The 16,469-nt window shown below is 71.7% G+C and carries 13 protein-coding genes; 9 read left to right on the top strand and 4 right to left on the bottom strand.

Translation table 11 applies throughout. The features are described from left to right. Window positions 1-43: 43 nt before the first annotated feature. From AB0I59_RS16715 to AB0I59_RS16745, 7 genes are all read left to right on the top strand, one after another. Window positions 44-1,582 carry a flavin monoamine oxidase family protein gene (locus tag AB0I59_RS16715; protein ID WP_358133613.1) on the top strand — a complete coding sequence of 513 codons (1,539 nt, stop codon included), beginning with the start codon at window positions 44-46 and terminating at the stop codon, window positions 1,580-1,582. Continuing rightward, window positions 1,582-2,094 carry a YbaK/EbsC family protein gene (locus AB0I59_RS16720; RefSeq protein ID WP_061255100.1) on the top strand — a complete coding sequence of 171 codons (513 nt, stop codon included), beginning with the start codon at window positions 1,582-1,584 and terminating at the stop codon, window positions 2,092-2,094. The genes AB0I59_RS16715 and AB0I59_RS16720 overlap by 1 nt, the downstream gene beginning before the upstream one ends. A gap of 126 nt (window positions 2,095-2,220) precedes the next feature. Further along, complete coding sequence (locus AB0I59_RS16725; RefSeq protein ID WP_358133617.1) at window positions 2,221-4,302, top strand: serine/threonine-protein kinase; 2,082 nt, start codon at window positions 2,221-2,223, stop codon at window positions 4,300-4,302. A 12-nt stretch (window positions 4,303-4,314) separates the two neighbouring features. Then, window positions 4,315-6,279 (top strand): serine/threonine-protein kinase, encoded by a 1,965-nt coding sequence (locus tag AB0I59_RS16730; protein WP_358133620.1) that lies wholly within the window; start codon window positions 4,315-4,317, stop codon window positions 6,277-6,279. 70 nt (window positions 6,280-6,349) lie between these two features. Continuing rightward, on the top strand, window positions 6,350-7,627 hold the full coding sequence (locus AB0I59_RS16735; RefSeq protein ID WP_358133623.1) for a serine/threonine-protein kinase: 1,278 nt from the start codon (window positions 6,350-6,352) through the stop codon (window positions 7,625-7,627). A 329-nt stretch (window positions 7,628-7,956) separates the two neighbouring features. Further along, complete coding sequence (locus tag AB0I59_RS16740) at window positions 7,957-8,736, top strand: electron transfer flavoprotein subunit beta/FixA family protein (protein ID WP_061255096.1); 780 nt, start codon at window positions 7,957-7,959, stop codon at window positions 8,734-8,736. Between the two features lie 11 nt (window positions 8,737-8,747). Further along, window positions 8,748-9,701, top strand: a complete 954-nt coding sequence (locus AB0I59_RS16745; protein WP_061255095.1) for an electron transfer flavoprotein subunit alpha/FixB family protein — start codon at window positions 8,748-8,750, stop codon at window positions 9,699-9,701. A gap of 174 nt (window positions 9,702-9,875) precedes the next feature. On the opposite strand, the gene AB0I59_RS16750 is transcribed toward AB0I59_RS16745, so the two are convergent. The 3 genes from AB0I59_RS16750 to AB0I59_RS16760 all read right to left on the bottom strand — a co-directional run bounded on the left by AB0I59_RS16750 (window position 9,876) and on the right by AB0I59_RS16760 (window position 12,495). After that, the gene (locus AB0I59_RS16750; protein ID WP_358133627.1) at window positions 9,876-10,553 is read right to left on the bottom strand and encodes a rhomboid family intramembrane serine protease; all 678 of its coding nucleotides are present in this window, start codon (window positions 10,551-10,553) and stop codon (window positions 9,876-9,878) included. 114 nt (window positions 10,554-10,667) lie between these two features. Continuing rightward, entirely contained in the window at window positions 10,668-11,852 is a 1,185-nt protein-coding gene (locus AB0I59_RS16755) for an MFS transporter (RefSeq protein ID WP_061255093.1), read from the bottom strand. A gap of 151 nt (window positions 11,853-12,003) precedes the next feature. Next, window positions 12,004-12,495: a TetR/AcrR family transcriptional regulator gene (locus AB0I59_RS16760; protein WP_061255092.1), complete on the bottom strand. Its 492-nt coding sequence runs from the start codon at window positions 12,493-12,495 to the stop codon at window positions 12,004-12,006. A gap of 103 nt (window positions 12,496-12,598) precedes the next feature. Between AB0I59_RS16760 and AB0I59_RS16765 the strand changes: the two genes are divergently transcribed. Next, window positions 12,599-13,753 carry a cysteine desulfurase family protein gene (locus AB0I59_RS16765; protein WP_082776779.1) on the top strand — a complete coding sequence of 385 codons (1,155 nt, stop codon included), beginning with the start codon at window positions 12,599-12,601 and terminating at the stop codon, window positions 13,751-13,753. A gap of 160 nt (window positions 13,754-13,913) precedes the next feature. On the opposite strand, the gene AB0I59_RS16770 is transcribed toward AB0I59_RS16765, so the two are convergent. Continuing rightward, on the bottom strand, window positions 13,914-14,951 hold the full coding sequence (locus AB0I59_RS16770) for a DUF695 domain-containing protein (RefSeq protein ID WP_358133632.1): 1,038 nt from the start codon (window positions 14,949-14,951) through the stop codon (window positions 13,914-13,916). 212 nt (window positions 14,952-15,163) lie between these two features. Between AB0I59_RS16770 and mnmA the strand changes: the two genes are divergently transcribed. Further along, window positions 15,164-16,237, top strand: a complete 1,074-nt coding sequence (gene mnmA / locus AB0I59_RS16775) for a tRNA 2-thiouridine(34) synthase MnmA (RefSeq protein ID WP_061255090.1) — start codon at window positions 15,164-15,166, stop codon at window positions 16,235-16,237. Window positions 16,238-16,469 lie beyond the last annotated feature (232 nt).

Raw genomic sequence — 16,469 nt, forward strand, 5'->3', positions numbered from 1 at the left:
ACCCGGTGACGAGGACGGACACGAGCGGCACGGGGTCGGCGGGATGAGCGGCGCCACGACGCGAGGGACGCTCACGCGGCGTGGGCTCCTCGTCGGTCTCGGCGCCGCCGGAGGCGCGGGCGCGATGTACGCCGCCATGGGCGCGCTCGGGCTGGCCCCCGACCGGCAGTCGACGGACTACGCCCCGCCCCGGGCCTCCGACTTCGCGTTACGCGGCCGCGCCGGGGCGAAGGTCGTGATCCTCGGCGCGGGCGTCGCGGGGCTCGCCTGCGCGTACGAGTTGGGCAGGGCGGGCTACGACTGCACGGTGCTGGAGGCGCGCGACCACGTCGGAGGGCGGAACCGCACGCTCCGCCACGGCGACCGGCTTCCCGAGATCGCGGGAGAGACCCAGGAGGCGAAGTTCGGCGAGGGGATCTACTTCAACGCGGGCCCCGGCCGGATCGCCCAGTGGATGATCACCCTCGACTACTGCCGCGACCTGGGCGTCCCCATCGAGGTGTTCGTCAACGAGAACCCCAGCGCCTACGTCTACACGAGCGGCATGGCGGCCCCGATCCGGGCGCGTACGGCCCGTGCCGACACGTACGGCTACCTCAGCGAGCTGCTGGCCAAGGCGACGAACGAGGGCGCCCTCGACCGGCGGCTGACCGGGCAGGACAAGGAACTGCTGCTCGACTTCCTGTCGGCCTTCGGCGACATCGGCGACCGGTACGCGTACGCGGGCTCCGAACGCAGGGGCGAATCCACCGGCGGGCCGCCCTCGCTCAGCGAGGTCCTCGGATATCGGATCGGCAGGACGGTGAGCTTCGGGCTCGCCTATGACCAGGCCATGCCGATGTTCCAGCCGGTGGGCGGCATGGACGCGATCGTCACCCGGCTCGTGGACGCGGTCGGCAAGGACCGGATCCGCACCTCCGCCCCGGCCGAGAAGATCACCAACCGGCCGGACGGCGTCGAGGTCGCGTACAAGGGCGGCTCCGTCCGGGCCGACTACTGCATCGCCGCGCTGCCGCCGAACGTTCTCGCGCGGGTGCCCGGCAACCTCGACCGCCGCACCGTGGACGCGCTGTCCACGCCCAAGCCGGCGTCCGCGGGCAAGATCGGGCTGGAGTACCGGTCGCGCTGGTGGGAGAGCGACGACCACATCTACGGCGGCGTCACCGAGACCGATCTCGACATCTCCCACATCTGGTATCCCTCGCACGGGTTCCACGGCCGGAGCGGGCTGGTCGTCGGCTACTACAACACGGGATCGGACGCCGACGCCTACGCGCGGCTGAAGCACGCCGAGCGGCAGCGCCGGGCGCTCGACCAGGGCATGAAGATCCACGGGGCGAAGTACCGCAGCGCGCTCGCCTCCAGCGTCTCCATCGCCTGGCAGCGCCAGCCGTACATCGAGGGGGCCTGGATGGCCTGGCCCTCCTACGAGGGCGCCTTCTCGCTGCTGCAGAAGCCCGACGGCAGGGTCTACTTCGCCGGAGACTGGCTCACCCATCTCGTCGCGTGGCAGGCGGGCGCGTTCGAGTCGGCCCGTAATGTGGTCACCCAACTGCACGAGCGTGTGTTGAAGGAGTCCTGATGCTCGACTGGGTGCCCGTCGCCGACCGGATCGACCTGCTCGCGGACCCCGTGGCGAAAGCGGTCCAGGAGACCGGCGCGGACCTGAGGGTGGCCGAGATCGATCCCGCGCTCTCGGACACCGCCGCGTTCTGCGAGCGGTACGGCGTGGCCCCGGAGGACTCGGCCAACTGCGTGATCGTGGCGGGCAAGAGGGGCGGCGAGGTCCGGTACGCCGCGGTGCTGGTGCTCGCCGAGGACCGGGCGGACGTGAACGGGGTCGTCAGGAGGCACCTGGACGTCCGGAAGGTCTCCTTCGCCCCGCAGGCCGAGGCCGTCGAGCTCACCGGCATGGAGTACGGCGGCATCACCCCGATCGGGCTTCCCGCGGCCTGGCCGGTGCTCGTTGACGAAAATGTGACCCGGCGGGACTTCATCGTGATCGGAAGCGGCGTCCGCCGCTCCAAGCTGGCACTTTCCGGGAAGGCGCTGGTCGCGGCGACCGGCGCGGAGGTGCTCTCCCTCGCCATGTGACGGTCCCCGAGGCCCTCGTGACCGTCACATGGGAAACCGAATGGCTGTTCCATGCGTTGTCACGAGCAGGATGTGGCGCGATGGTTCAGTCATGGACGGTGCTTTAGTCGGTATGGTGCTTACGCCATGAATCAGGACGACCGACTGGGCCCCTACCGGCTGCTGCGGCGGCTCGGTGAGGGCGGCATGGGCGTGGTCCACCTCGCCCTGGATCCGCACGGGAGGCAGGTGGCCGTCAAGGTCCTGCGCCCGGAGGTCACTCAGGACGACGTCGCTCGCAGGAGACTGTCGCGCGAGGTCGAGACGATGCGGCGGGTGCGCAGCGCGTACATCGCGGAGGTCCTCGACGCCGACGTCACGGGCCACCGGCCCTACATCGTGACCCGGTACGTGCCGGGCCGCCCGCTGGACGAGATCGTCAAGCAGGACGGTCCGCTCTCCGTGGACGCTCTGCTGCAGGTCGCGAGCGGCGTGGCCGAGGCGCTCGCCGCCGTGCACGCCGCCGGGGTGATCCACCGCGACCTGAAGCCGGGCAACGTGCTCATGCTCGACGGGCGTCCGGTCCTGATCGACTTCGGCATCGCCCAGGCTGTGGACGCCACGCGCCTCACCCAGACCGGCATGTTCATCGGGACGCCCGGCTATCTCGCGCCCGAGATCATCGAGGGGCACGAGGCCGGTCCCGAGGTGGACGTGCACGCCTGGGCGGGCACCCTGCTCTACGCCGCCACTGGCCTGCCCCCCTTCGGCAAGGGCACGCTGGAGATGATCTTCTACAACATCACCTCCGGCAAGGCCAACGTCAGCGCCGCTCCCGCGCTGATCCAGCCGGTGTTGCGCGCGGCGCTCCAACGCGAACCGGCCAAACGCCCGACCGCCGCCGAGCTGAGCCGGCAGGTGAGCCGGCTCATGGCGCGTGGCGGCAGGGCACACGTGCCCGACGAGATCACCACGGTCCCGAACGTCGACGAGACGACCGGCCGGCCGGTGCCCGTCGTCGGCGTCCCCGGGCAGCCTGTTCCGCCGCGGCAGCAGTCCCAACAGCCTCAGCAGCCTCAGCAGCAGGGCGTGCCGCCGTGGCGGCCTCCCACCTCGCCGTCCCTGCCCACGCCCACGCCCGCCACGCCTCCGGCGGAGGAGTTCGTCTCGCTGCTCGGAGACCCCACGTCGCCGGGCCAGCCCGGCGACCCGTTCCCCACCGTGCGGGTGACCGGCGAGGACCTGCGCCGGGCGGGCGTCACGTCCGGGAACCCGGCCCGCCCCGACGAGGCGCCCACGCGGTACGCGCCGCAGACCGGCCCGCGCACTCCCGTGCCGCCGGTCACGCCGCCCACGACTCCGCCGTCCCAGACGCCCCAGACGCCCCAGACGCCCTGGCAGGCCGCGCCGAAGACCGGCGAGACGGACGTGCCGACCCGCAGGGTCAGGCCGGAGGAGCTCCGGGGCGCCTATCCCCAGCAGTCGTTCTTCGAGCAGGCGCCGGAGATCTACGAGCAGACGCCGCACGTCCACCAGCCGCATCCGGCGCCCTTCCAGCCGACCGTCCGGGTGCCGCCGCCTCCGGTGGCCGCCTCCGGTTCGGCGCCCGGCACCCCGCTCCAGCGCTCCAAGGCGTACGGCGTGGCGGGCGCGATGCTGCTGGTCCTGGTGGTGGCCCTCGCGGTCATCGCGCCCCTGCTCGTCACCCTGGTGGCGCTGCCGGCCACGATCCTGCTGCGCGCCGCCGACATCGCGCAGCCCCAGCTGAACGGCCGCAGGCCGCCGGCCGCCGCGGCGGCGGACGTGCTGCGCGTGCTCGGCCAGCCGGCCGCGCTGCTCAGGTCGGTCGGCATCACGATCGCGCTGGTGCCGTACGCGCTGATCCTCGGACTTCCGGTGACGCTGCTGCTCACCGTGCTCGTCGCGAAGATGTCCACGCTCGACGCGCTGAGCTGGGGCATCGCCGTGGCGTTGTGGACGGTGTGCGCGGGGCCGGGAGTGGAGGGTCCGAGCCGGCAGATGCGGCGCACGCTCGCGTCGCTGGTGCCGACGAGAAGTGCGGCGACGGCGCTGGCCTGGGGGGCCGGAGCCGTCGCCACGGTGGTGACGGCGATTGCGCTGACCGGCCTGATGGGTAAACACGTAGGGGGACACTTCATGGGTCCCGTCAACGTGCCCTCGGTGGTGCAGGACCTGAACCAGTTGCGTAACAAAGCAGGGAATCAGTGACGGGGGACGGACATGTCGGCGACTGAGGCTCCGGAGAGGATCGGCCCTTACCGGCTGCTCCGCCAGCTCGGCGAGGGCGGCATGGGGGTGGTCCACCTCGGCCTGGACGAGGAGGGGCGCGAGGTCGCGGTCAAGGTGCTGCACCAGCACGTGGCGTCCGACCTCAAGGCACGCGACCGGCTCACCCGCGAGGTCGAGACCATGCGCCGGGTGCGCAGCGCCCGCGTCGCCGAGGTGCTCGACGCCGACCTGATCAGCGACACGCCGTACATCGTGACGAGGTACGCCCCCGGGCGGACGCTGGAGCAGACCGTGCTTGAGGACGGTCCGCTTCCGGACGACGACGTCGTCCGGCTGGCGCGCGGCCTCTGTGAGGCGCTGGTCGCCATCCACGCCGCCGACGTCATCCACCGTGACCTCAAACCGGCCAACGTGATGCTCGTCGACGGCGAACCGCTGGTGATCGACTTCGGCATCGCGCACCTGGTGAACGCCACCCGGCTGACCCAGACGGGCATGTTCGTCGGCACACCCGGATACCTCGCCCCCGAGATCATCAGGGACACCGAGATCACCCAGGCGGCCGACGTGCACGCGCTGGCCGCGACCGTGTTCTTCGCGGTCTCCGGCAAGCCGCCGTTCGGTTCGGGCACGTTCGAGTCGGTCTGCTACAACATCCTGGAAGGCAAGGCGCAGATCGACCTCGCGCCGCCGTGGCTGCACGGATGGCTGCGCCTGGCGCTGGCCACCGACTCCGCGTCGCGCCCCACGGCCGGCTCCCTCCTGCGGCTGTCCCGGGCGCTCGACCCGTCCGTGACCGCACTCCAGGAGGTCGCACGCGACGGCGGGACCAGGGTCCTCGACGCGTCGGCCCTCAACGGGCACGGGCCCGTCGACGGCACCAGGGTCTTGGACGACGCCGTCACTCCCGCCGTGCCGTACACACCGTCAGGGGTGCGGGAGGACGACAGCTACTCCGATCTGCTTCCTCCGGTGAACTACGTCGAGCCGGAGCGTCCCCGCAGGGAGCCGCGCCAGTCGAGGCAGTCACCCGCCAGGGCCGTTCCGCCGTCTCCCCCCGGTTATCCGCCGGGTCAGGGCCATCCGCCGCCCTACCAGCCCGCTCCGTACCCGCCGCCGTTCCCGGACCAGAGAGTGGCGGGATATCCGCCGGCGCATCCCGGGCACGTAGCCGGGCCGCAGGGCGTCCCGCCCGGGCACACCGCGCCGCCCGGCCCCCGGATCACGCCTCCGGCGCCGACCGGCCCGGCCGCGCAGGCCCGGCCGTACGCGCCGGAGCAGGAACGACCGCGCTATCGCACCAGGCATCCGGTCATGGCCGGGCTGCTGCTCACCATCCTGGTCGCACTGGCCTGCGTCCTCCCGGTGACCGTGAGCCTGTTCGCGATCGTGGCCGCGCTCTGTCTCCGGGTGGGGCACTACCTGCTCGGCGACCTGGCCGAGCGCCGGTCGGTACGCGGCAGCAGCGGGGCCGACCCGATCCTCGCCGTGCTGGGCACGCCGTGGGCGCTGATCAAGTCGGTGTTCGCCACGCTGGTCCAGGTACCGCTCGCGGCGATGTTCGGCATGTGCGTGTGGGGCGCGCTCGTCTACATCGGAAAAATGGGCACCGATCCGGCCGCGGCCTACGCGGCGGGCGCCTTCGTGGCGGGGCTGTTCGTCCTGCCCGGCGGCGGAGCGCCGCGCAAGGCGGTCGCCCGCACGCTCACGGGCGCGATCCGCAGCCCTGGCGCGGGCATGGTCGTCGCGCTCGTCGTCGGCACAGTGGCGTTCTTCGCGGTGATGACGGCGCTCTCCGCGGACCCGTCCTGGGCTCCGTGGCGGCCGCCGTCCGTGGCCATCGACGACATCGTGGGGAGCCTGAAGGCGAAGGGCGAGGACACCGTCGTCAACCTGATCGGCGGCCTGATCGGAGACATCACGAAGAGGATCGGTCAGGCAGTTCTCCCTTTCTAGTCCTAACCAGTCCTTAGAGAGTCCTTTGGTACTGGCGGGGCACCATGGAATGGGGGGCGAAGGGAGCGGGATGGGGTCGCCGAACGGTGGACAGCTCGGGCCGTATCGCCTGCTATCGCAGCTCGGGGCGGGCGGCTTCGGCGAGGTTCACCTGGCGCTCGACACCGAGGGAAGGACCGTCGCCGTCAAGGTCCTCCACCCGCACGTCGCGGCGGACTCGCTCGCGCTCACCCGCCTGGCCCGCGAGGTCGAGACCATGCGCCGGGTGCGCGGCCCGCACATCGCCGAGGTCCTCGACGCCTCGCTCAACGGGCAGCACCCGTACATCGTCACCCGGTACGTCCAGGGCCGCCCGCTGAGCTCGGTGCTGGTCACCGAGGGGCCGGTCGGCGGTGAGGACCTGCTGCGGCTCGCGCGCGGCCTCGCCGAGGCGCTGGAGTCGATCCATCGGGCGGGCGTCGTCCATCGCGATCTCAAGCCGGCCAACGTGATCCTCGCCGACCACGAGCCCTTCGTGATCGACTTCGGCATCGCCTGCGCCCAGGACGTGGCCTCGGTGACCGCGTCGGGTGCGGTGGTCGGCACTCCCGGCTACCTGTCGCCCGAGGTCCTCGAAGGCGCGGAGGCGGGGCCGGAGGCGGATGTGTTCGCCTGGGCCGCGACGCTCGCCTTCGCCGCCTCGGGGCGGCAGCCGTACGGGAGCGGACCGCCCGCGGCCGTCGCCTACCGGGTGGTGCACCACGAGCCGGACCTGTCCGGGGTGCCCGCCTGGCTCAGCCCGCTGCTGCGGGAGTGCCTGCAGGACGATCCCGGAATCCGGCCGGTCGCCGCCGAGCTCGTGGCGCGGCTCGACTCGGTCGCGCCCTCGATCGCGGACGACGCCCCGGCGGGACCGTCCCCCCTCCTGGCCGCACCCGTACGGCGCGCCAGGGACGTGGTGCCGACCGCGATGACGGGGCTCTCGGGCGAGACCACAAGGGAGTGGAAGCCCCGGCGGGTGAACAGGCAGCGGTCGGTGGAGGAGGCGCGAGCACGGCACCGGGAGCGCATCCGCAGGCGCTGGGTGATCGGGACGGGCGTCTTCGCCGGCCTGGTGGCCGCCGCCGCCAGCCAGTACTTTCCGGAGGTCTCCCTCCTGATCCTCGTCCTGTACGGCGTCGGCGTGCTGATCGACGCGGGGTTCGGACTCCTGGCGAAGTCGCGGACGAGGGTGCTCGTCGATCTCGCGGGCGGGGCCGGGGTCATCGCCCTCTGGGCGGTGCTGAGCAGCGTCTTCAGCACGCTCACCCTGCTCCTGGCGGTGGGTGGTGTCCTCTTCCTCCTGACGATCATCGCCCTCGCCAGCTGAGCGAGGGGCGCGGCAATCAGGCACAAAGGGGTGCGGCGAAAGGTGTGGTGTGAGGCTAGCCGTACCCCGCCAGAGGGCGTGGAACAAAGTTCGGTAAGGTGGATGAGCGGGCCTCCGGTGAGCGAAAGTACACCGGACGGAGCGCGCATCCTTAGGGTTTGCAGCGAAACTACCCGTGGGTAACATGTGGAAGCACCGGGCAATCCGCTCTGGCCCGAGGCACCCGCTGTCATCACGCCCATGGGTACCTGGCAGTCTGAGCGGGGCATGCGCATACCCCATGCGCGGCCAGCGAGAGCCGTACGGAAACGGGAGGTCGGCCACCGGCCATGAACATCGTCGTCTGCGTGAAGCAGGTCCCCGACACTGCGACCGAGCGCAAGTTGCGGTCCGATGACAAGACGCTCGACCGGGACGCCGTCGACGGCGTCGTGAACGAGCTCGACGAGTACGCGGTCGAGGAGGCGCTGCGGCTCAAGGAGGCTCACGGTGGTGAGGTCACCGTTCTCACCATGGGCCCCGCCAAGGCGACCGAGACCATCCGCAAGGCGCTCGCCATGGGCGCCGACAAGGCCGTCCACCTGAGCGATGACGCGCTGCACGGCTCGGACGCCCTGTCCACGTCGTACGCCATGGCGCAGGCGCTGAAGAAGATCGGGTTCGACCTGGTCATCCTCGGCTCGGAGTCCACCGACGCCCGCACCGGCGTGCTCGCGGCGATGCTCGCCGAGCGGCTGGGCACCCCGCAGCTCACCCTGGCGCGCAAGGTCGAGGTGAACGGGTCGGCCATCGCGATCGAGCGGATCACCGACTACGGCTTCGACAAGGTCGAGGCCACGCTCCCCGCCGTCGTCTCGGTGGTCGAGAAGATCAACGAGCCGCGGTACCCGTCGTTCAAGGGCATCATGGCCGCCAAGAAGAAGCCGGTCGAGACGCTCGGCATCGCGGACGCCTCCGTCGACGGCTCCGCCGTCGGCCTGGCCGCGGCCTACAGCGAGGTGGCGGAGTTCGCCGCGGCCCCGCCGCGCGCCGCGGGCACGGTTGTCAAGGACGAGGGCGACGGTGGTGTGAAGGCCGCCGACTTCCTCGCGTCGAAGAAGTTCATCTGAGGGGCCCCGAGATGAGTGAGATCCTGGTTCTCGTCGAGCACGTCGACGGAGAGGTCAAGAAGGTCACCCTCGAACTGCTGACGCTGGCCCGCACGCTGGGCGAGGCGTCGGCGGTGTGGGCGGGCCCCGGCTACTCGGAGGCCGCCAAGGCCAAGCTGGCGGAATACGGCGCCGACAAGGTCTACGTCGCCGACAGCGACGAGATCGTGAACTACGTGGTGGCGCCGAAGGCCGAGCTGCTCGCCAAGCTGGTGGGGGACAAGTCGCCCGCCGCCGTCCTCGTCGCCGCGACCACTGAGGGCAAGGAGGTCGCCGGACGGCTCGCCGTCAAGACGGACTCCGGTGTGATCACCGACGCGGTCGGGCTCGGCGAGGGCTTCGTCGCCGACCAGTCGATCTTCGGCGGTGGCGTCAACGTCCGGAGCCGGGTGACCAAGGGCACCCCGATCGTGGCCGTGCGTCCCAACTCCACCGCTCCCGTGGCCGCCGCCGGCGCGGGCGCCGAGGAGAAGGTCGAAGTGGCCCCGTCCGACGCCGCCCGCGCCGCGAAGATCGTGGAGCGGGTCAAGGAGGAGAAGGGCGCGCGTCCGGAGCTCACCGAGGCCGCGATCGTGGTCTCCGGTGGCCGTGGCGTCGGCTCCGCCGAGAACTTCGCCATCATCGAGAAGCTCGCCGACTCCATCGGCGCGGCGGTCGGCGCCTCGCGTGCCGCCACCGACGCCAAGTGGTACCCGCACCAGTTCCAGGTCGGCCAGACCGGCAAGACCGTGTCGCCGCAGCTCTACATCGCGGCCGGCATCTCCGGTGCCATCCAGCACCGGGCCGGTATGCAGACCTCGAAGACGATCATCGTGATCAACAAGGACCCCGAGGCCCCGATCTTCGAGATCGCCGACTTCGGTGTCGTGGGTGACCTGTTCCAGGTCGTCCCGCAGCTCACCGAAGAGATCGAGAAGCGCAAGTAACACGGCTCGAAGGAACGGCGCCGCACGCATCGTGCGGCGCCGTTTCCGTGTTTCCGGGTAGTGCGGCGCCGTTTCCGTGTTCGCGTGTTCGCGTGTTCGCGTGTTCCTGGGTTTCTGGGTTCCCGTGTTCCCGGCCGAGCCCCGGCCCGGTACGGTGCCCGCCCCTGACGGAGGTCAGCGGGCGGAACTCGGGGTAGGGCGCGTGGTGCCCGCGAGAGCCGCTGCCACGACCAGGCCGCCGAGAAGGGCCGGGCCGTGCAGATCGGACAGCGCCGACAGGACGCCGCCCAGGACCAGGACGATCGCGGGGAACGCCCAGCGCGGCAGCCGGTCGCGATGGACGACCAGCTGCGCCCCGGCCGCGCCGAGGAGCATCGTGGCGACGATCACGGCGGTCGTCCCCCCGAAGAGGCCGCCGGCCAGGAACACGGCGTAGCAGGCCGCCGCGGCCCCGGCGAGCCGGTCGGCCCGCCCGAGTACGAAGGCCACGGTCAGCCCGCCGGCGAGGCCGCACACGCCGATCGAGTTGCCCGCGTCCACCAGGTCGAGCAACATTCCCGCCGCCTGTCCCGCGGCCGCGCCTCCCAGATAGCAGGCCGCCCACCGGGCGGGCCCCAGAGCGCGTTCGGCGAGGGCGCCGAGCACCAGGAGCGACCCGAGGTTGAAGGCCGTGCCGACCAGCCCACCGCCCTGGACCACGAGCGAGGTCCCGATCCGCCACCATTCGCCGTCCGTGACCCGGGCGGGATCACGCCGCAGCGCGATCTCCAGCGCGGGGAGGACGAACTGCAGCAGGCTCGGGATCGCGGTGAGGGCGAACACGGTCACGGTGACGACGGGGGGCCTCTTCACGGGAGAAAGCCTGTCAAATCCCCTGTGAGATCAGCAGGGGGAGATGTCGTGCCTTCCCCGGGACAATTGTCACTCAGGGCCTGCCGCTGAGGCCGCTCAGGCCGTGACCGTCACTCAGGCCGCGACGGGCAACCGCTCGGGCTCCACGGTGATCTCGGCGTGAGCCGTACGGGCCCTGGACAGGAAGCGGGTCGCGACGGCGATGAGCACGCCGAGGACGACCGCGGTCACCATCGCCACGCGCAGGGAGGTCGCGCCGGACAGGAAGCCGACCACCACGGGGCCGAGCAGCAGCCCGGCGTATCCCATGGCCCCCGCCTGCGCGATCGCCGGACCGGGGGTGTCCGTGGCGGTCCCGGCCAGCGACAGCGCCAGCGGGGAGATCGTCGCCACCGCGATCCCGACGAAGAGCATCGCGGACAGCGCGACGATCGCCGACGGCGCCACGACGACGACGGCGAACGTGGCGGCCGTGGCCAGGCCGGAGAATCCCATCAGGCCAGGTGCGCCGAACCGCGTCCTGAGCCGGTCGCCGGAGAGCCGGCCGAGCAGCATGCCCGCCTCGAAGATCGGGTAGCCGAGCGCGGCCAGGGACTCGGGCGCCATGAGCGTGTCGCGGAGGAACAGGCCGTTCCAGTCGGCGACGACGCCCTCGACCATGAACGCGCCGAACGTGATCGCGCCGAGCAGGTAGACCACTCCGGGCAGCTTGCGGCGCGGCCCCTTCGCCTCTCCCGTGACCCGGTCGGCCAGGTACGTACGGCTCAGCACCACGGACGCGGGCAGCGACAGCACGGCGACGATCGCCATGTGCGCGGTCAGGGACAGGCCCGCGGCGATGGCCGCCGTGCCGATCAGCCCGGCCGAGATCGCACCCACGCACCAGCCCGCGTGCATGCCGCTCATCAGCGGCCTGCCGTACGCGCGCTCGACGGTCGAGCCCTGGGCGTTCATGGCGACGTCGACGGCGCCGAAGGCCATCCCGAACACCAGTGCGGCCCCGACCAGCAGGGGGAAGGACGGCGCGAGCCCGACGAGCAGCAGCGTCGCCGCGCAGAGGGGGGCGGCGACGCGCAGCACGCCCTTGCTGCCCGCTCTGGCCATGATCCCGCGCATGGACTGCATGGACAGCAGCGCACCGAGCCCCCACGCGAGCAGCGCGAGGCCGACCGATGACTCGGGGATGCCGAGCTTGTCGGTCAGGGCGGGAATACGCACGGTGAACGTTCCGCACAGCAGGCCGCCGAGCACGAAGGTGAGGATCGCCCCCCAGCGGGCCGTCCTCAAGGCGCGGGTCATCACGGGCTCCTTTTCAAGGGTGTTGAAATCGGTTCAGAAGTTTCGGCGCGAGGCCGGATGGGCAATCAGAAGCAGGTCGCCCTGTCAGCGTTCGAGCGCCGGGGCGACCGCCACCCGCCCCGGATCGAGGCGGGCGGGTTCGGGGTGATGTCTAGAGCAGGTCGAGCAGGCGGCGGCGCAGCTCGGCATAGTCGAGCAACTCGGGCACGTGCGTGGCGACGTCCCAGACGCCCTCGCACGCGAGCCGTACGATCCTGGACGTCATCGGGTCGGGCTCGCGGTCGAGATCCTGACTGTGCCAGCGGGCCATCGCCTCGCGAAGCGGCACGAGCAGCGTGGGGTCGCCGGCCGCGCCGGTCACCACGGCCCAGCGTCTCAGTCGGCCGCTTTCGACGGCTTGGAAGGTCGCCTTCAGGTAAGCCCGGGTGTAGTCGCTTTCGCCCTGTGCCTCGACGAGCGCGTCGAACTCGGCGATCAGCCGCTCGATCAGGCCCTTGATCAGCGCTTCCTTGGTGCCGAAGTGATAGAGGAGGCCGCCTTTGCTGACGCCGGCGCGCTCTGCGACCGCGGCCAGGGTCAGGCCCTGGGCCCCCTGGTCGCAGAGCAGGCTCTCCGCCGCGTCAAGCAAGTCGTCTCTTCTCACTCTGGTTACTGTACCGTCTGGACGGTTCAGTCGCCAAGCCGGGGGTTGGTCCACCTTTGGGCGCGGTTAGGCTTAGTTGGCTGAGGACAGATCGGGAGGGGTCGTGGGAACCGCGTATCTTGACCATGCCGCCACCACGCCGATGCTTCCCGAGGCAGTGGAGGCCATGACGGCGCAGCTCGGCCAGGTCGGCAACGCCTCGTCGTTGCACGCGGCGGGCCGGCGCACCCGCAGGGTCGTGGAGGAGTCGAGGGAGACCATCGCCTACGCGGTGGGTGCCCGGCCCAGCGAGGTCGTCTTCACGGCCGGGGGCACCGAGGCGGACAATCTGGCGATCAAGGGCCTGTTCTGGGCGAGGAAGCGACGCCGCATCCTGATCAGCGCCGTCGAGCATCATGCCGCGCTCGACCCGGCCCGGTGGCTGGCCGACCGGGACGGCGCGACGGTGGAGCTGCTGGAGGTCGACGAGCAGGGCCGGGTCCACCCCGAAACGCTGCGCGCGGCGATCGCCCGTGACCCGGAAGACGTCGCGCTGGTCAGCGTGATGTGGGCCAACAACGAGGTCGGGACGGTCCAGCCGGTCCAGGTCCTGGCGGCCATCGCGCACGACCACGGCATCCCGTTCCACACCGACGCCGTGCAGGCGCTCGGCCAGCTCCCGGTCTCGTTCGCCGAGTCCGGAGTGGACGCCATGACGATCTCCGGCCACAAGGTGGGCGGCCCCATGGGCGTCGGCGCCCTGCTGCTGGCCCGCGGCGTCGATCCCGAGCCCGTGCTGCATGGCGGCGGCCAGGAGCGCGACGTGCGATCAGGAACGCTCGACGCGCCCGCTATCGCCGGGTTCGCGGCGGCCGTGGAGACCGCGGTGACGCACCGTCACGCGACCGCCGAGCGGCTGTCCGTCCTGCGCGACGACCTGATCGACCGCGTACGGCAGGCCGTACCGGACGTCATCCTCAACGGCGATCCCGTCGGCAGGCTCCCCGGCAACGCGCACTTCTCGTTCCCCGGATGCGAGGGCGACGCGCTGCTCATGCTGCTGGACGCCAAGGGCGTGGAGTGCTCGACCGGCTCCGCCTGCTCGGCGGGAGTCGCCCAGCCGTCCCACGTCCTGCTCGCGATGGGACAGGAGGGCGCCCGCGCCCGCGGGTCGCTGCGCTTCTCGCTCGGTCACACCTCGACCCAGGCGGACGTGGACCGCCTGGCCGAGGTGATCGGCAACGTCGTCGAGCGGGCCCGCCGGGCCGGGCTCACCTGACCCGCGGCTCACCGGGCGACGCCACTCGGGCGGCACCCGGCCGAGCGCGGACGCGCGGGTCAACCTGATCGGCGCGGGCGCGAGCCGCCTCAGCGGCGCCCGAACTCGCCGAACGCCGCCAGGCGGGTGACCACGGCCGGCCCCCAGGGATGACCGCGGGTCAGGTCAGGAAGTGGGCGACGGCGCTCCACGACGGGTCACTCTCCGCGTCGATCCACGCCTGGCCCTCGTCCCAACCGGCGACGAGCTCCTCGATCTCCTGTACCACGTCGCTCGTGGGATCGGCGTACACGTGGAGCACGCGGGTGCCCTCGGCGCTCAGATGCGCCGCGAGAACGGCCGAGCCGGTCCTGCCGAACAGCCCGGCCAGCCGCTTCTCGAAGTCCCGCAACGCGTCCAGCGAGGTGCCGGCGGGCAGGCCGTCCCCGTCCGCGTCCCGGTACGTCAGCGTGACGCCGATGTGCTGGTCGAAGAGGGGATGGTCGACCGGACGCAGGGGATACAGCGCGGCGGCGGTCAGGCGGCCGCCACTCGCGGTCTGACCTTCGAGCAGCGCCCACTGCTCGTCCCGGAAGCCCTGGGCGACGTCGGCGACCACGGCGGGGAGGTGGATGGCGGGGATCGCGTCGATGGGCTCGAACTCGGCCGCCACGATGTCGCCGATCCAGCGGGCCACCTCGTCCTCGCCGAGCAGCCGGTCGAGGGCGAGGAGGGTGGCCTCCATCCGCGTCTCATCGTCCACATCCGGAAATATCGGGTGGAAGGCGGAAACGTCCACGCGGGGCGTGCCCGGCGGGACCCGCAGACCGAGAACCATCCGATCGATGCCGAACGGCCGGCCCGCGACCTCCGTCGTGAGCTCCGCCGCGCGGGGGTCGGCCTGGCGCGAAGGATGGAACTCCCACTGGACGTCCACCGGTGCCGCCAGCGCCCATCTGTGCACGAATGACCGCAACTCGGGATCCCCCGACGCGCTGACCACCAGAGCACGCGGTGCCGTACCGCCCGAGACGATCTCCCAGACCAGTGACGGGTGCAGCGCGGTCACCGCGCCGCCGATCAACCCGTCGAGATGGGCGGCGTCCCCCGCCTCGACCCCCGCGTCGATCTCGGGGCGGCTATCCCGCCACCACGTCCAGAACTCGGCTATGGCCTCCGCCGGATCCACCGGCTCGCTCTTGCGCCCGAACAGTCGCATGACCGCCGATCCTTCCAGGTCCTCCCCACGGGTGCCAACGCGGTGTACGTGCTCACCCGCCACGCTCCGCTCGGCGGGCTCGGGGCGCCCTCGAGGCGGTGGCTTTCCTCGTCGCTCGGGACTCGTTCCTCGCCCGCTCGCTCCTCGTCAAACCACCGCCGCGCCCCTCGCGTCGCCCGGCTGGTTTTCTGCGGCGGGTAGCCTTGAGGTCTATGGCTCTTCGTGTGCTGGCCGCCATGTCCGGCGGCGTCGACTCCGCGGTGGCCGCCGCCCGCATCGCCGAGGCCGGTCACGACGTGACAGGCGTCCATCTCGCTCTGTCGTCCAATCCGCAGTCCTATCGGACCGGCGCGCGAGGATGCTGCACGATCGAGGACTCCAGGGACGCGCGGCGCGCGGCCGACGTGATCGGCATCCCGTTCTACATCTGGGACATGGCCGAGCGGTTCCAGCGCGACGTCGTCGAGGACTTCGTCAGCGAGTACGCCGCGGGTCGCACACCGAACCCGTGCCTACGCTGCAACGAGAAGATCAAGTTCGAGGCGGTGCTCGACCGGGCCCTCGCCCTCGGGTTCGACGCGGTCGCCACCGGTCACCACGCCCGGCTGGTCGACGGCGTGCTGAGCAGGTCGGTCGATCCGGCCAAGGACCAGTCGTACGTCCTCGGCGTGCTCACCCGCGAGCAGCTCTCACACGCGATCTTCCCGCTGGGCGACTCCACCAAGGCGCAGGTGCGCGAGGAGGCCGCCCGCAGGGGCCTCACCGTGGCCGACAAGCCGGACAGCCACGACATCTGCTTCATCGCCGACGGCAACACGCGGGCGTTCCTCGCCGACCGCCTCGGCGCCGCCGAGGGGCCCATCGTGGACGCGCTGTCCGGCGAGGTCGTCGGGACTCACGCGGGCGCCTACGGCTACACCATCGGCCAGCGCAAGGGCCTGCACATCGACCAGCCCGCCGCGGACGGGCGGCCGCGCTATGTGTTGTCGATCGAGCCGGTGTCCAACACCGTGACCGTCGGCCCGCGCGCCTCTCTCCAGGTCACCTCGATCGTCGCCACCCGTCCCGTCTGGAACGGGCCGGTGGCCGAGCCGCGCGAGCAGATCGCCTGCGCGGTGCAACTGCGCGCCCACGGCGAGGTGTACGGCTGCCGCGCCCAACTCTCCGGCGAGGACCTGCACATCGAGCTCGACGCCCCGGCGGCGGGCGTCGCGGCCGGCCAGGGCGCCGTGCTGTACGACGGCGACACCGTGATCGGTTCCGCCACGATCGCCGCCGCGTCCTGAGCTTTCCCGCTGAGGCTTACCGGCTCACCCGGCTCACCCGGCTTACCTGGCTCACCCGGATTCGCCGGTTCGGTGTTACCGGCTCGGTGTTCCTGGGTGTTCCCGGTTCCGTGTTCCCTGGTCACCGCGTCGCGGACGTGACCGGGGCGCACGCGGTGGGCGCGACCCGGTCACCATCCCTTCGCCATGACCCGTGACCGATGGGCCCTGATCGATGGACCCTGTCCGATGG

Source organism: Microtetraspora glauca (genome assembly GCF_040656155.1).
GTDB lineage: Bacteria > Actinomycetota > Actinomycetes > Streptosporangiales > Streptosporangiaceae > Microtetraspora > Microtetraspora glauca.

Coding starts and splice junctions, on each gene's coding strand:
- AB0I59_RS16755 (WP_061255093.1), bottom strand. CDS start 11,852: ATGACCCGCGCCTTGAGGACGGCCCGCTGGGGGGCGATCCTCACCTTC.
- AB0I59_RS16740 (WP_061255096.1), top strand. CDS start 7,957: ATGAACATCGTCGTCTGCGTGAAGCAGGTCCCCGACACTGCGACCGAG.
- mnmA (WP_061255090.1), top strand. CDS start 15,164: ATGGCTCTTCGTGTGCTGGCCGCCATGTCCGGCGGCGTCGACTCCGCG.
- AB0I59_RS16715 (WP_358133613.1), top strand. CDS start 44: ATGAGCGGCGCCACGACGCGAGGGACGCTCACGCGGCGTGGGCTCCTC.
- AB0I59_RS16730 (WP_358133620.1), top strand. CDS start 4,315: ATGTCGGCGACTGAGGCTCCGGAGAGGATCGGCCCTTACCGGCTGCTC.
- AB0I59_RS16745 (WP_061255095.1), top strand. CDS start 8,748: ATGAGTGAGATCCTGGTTCTCGTCGAGCACGTCGACGGAGAGGTCAAG.
- AB0I59_RS16725 (WP_358133617.1), top strand. CDS start 2,221: ATGAATCAGGACGACCGACTGGGCCCCTACCGGCTGCTGCGGCGGCTC.
- AB0I59_RS16770 (WP_358133632.1), bottom strand. CDS start 14,951: ATGCGACTGTTCGGGCGCAAGAGCGAGCCGGTGGATCCGGCGGAGGCC.
- AB0I59_RS16735 (WP_358133623.1), top strand. CDS start 6,350: ATGGGGTCGCCGAACGGTGGACAGCTCGGGCCGTATCGCCTGCTATCG.
- AB0I59_RS16720 (WP_061255100.1), top strand. CDS start 1,582: ATGCTCGACTGGGTGCCCGTCGCCGACCGGATCGACCTGCTCGCGGAC.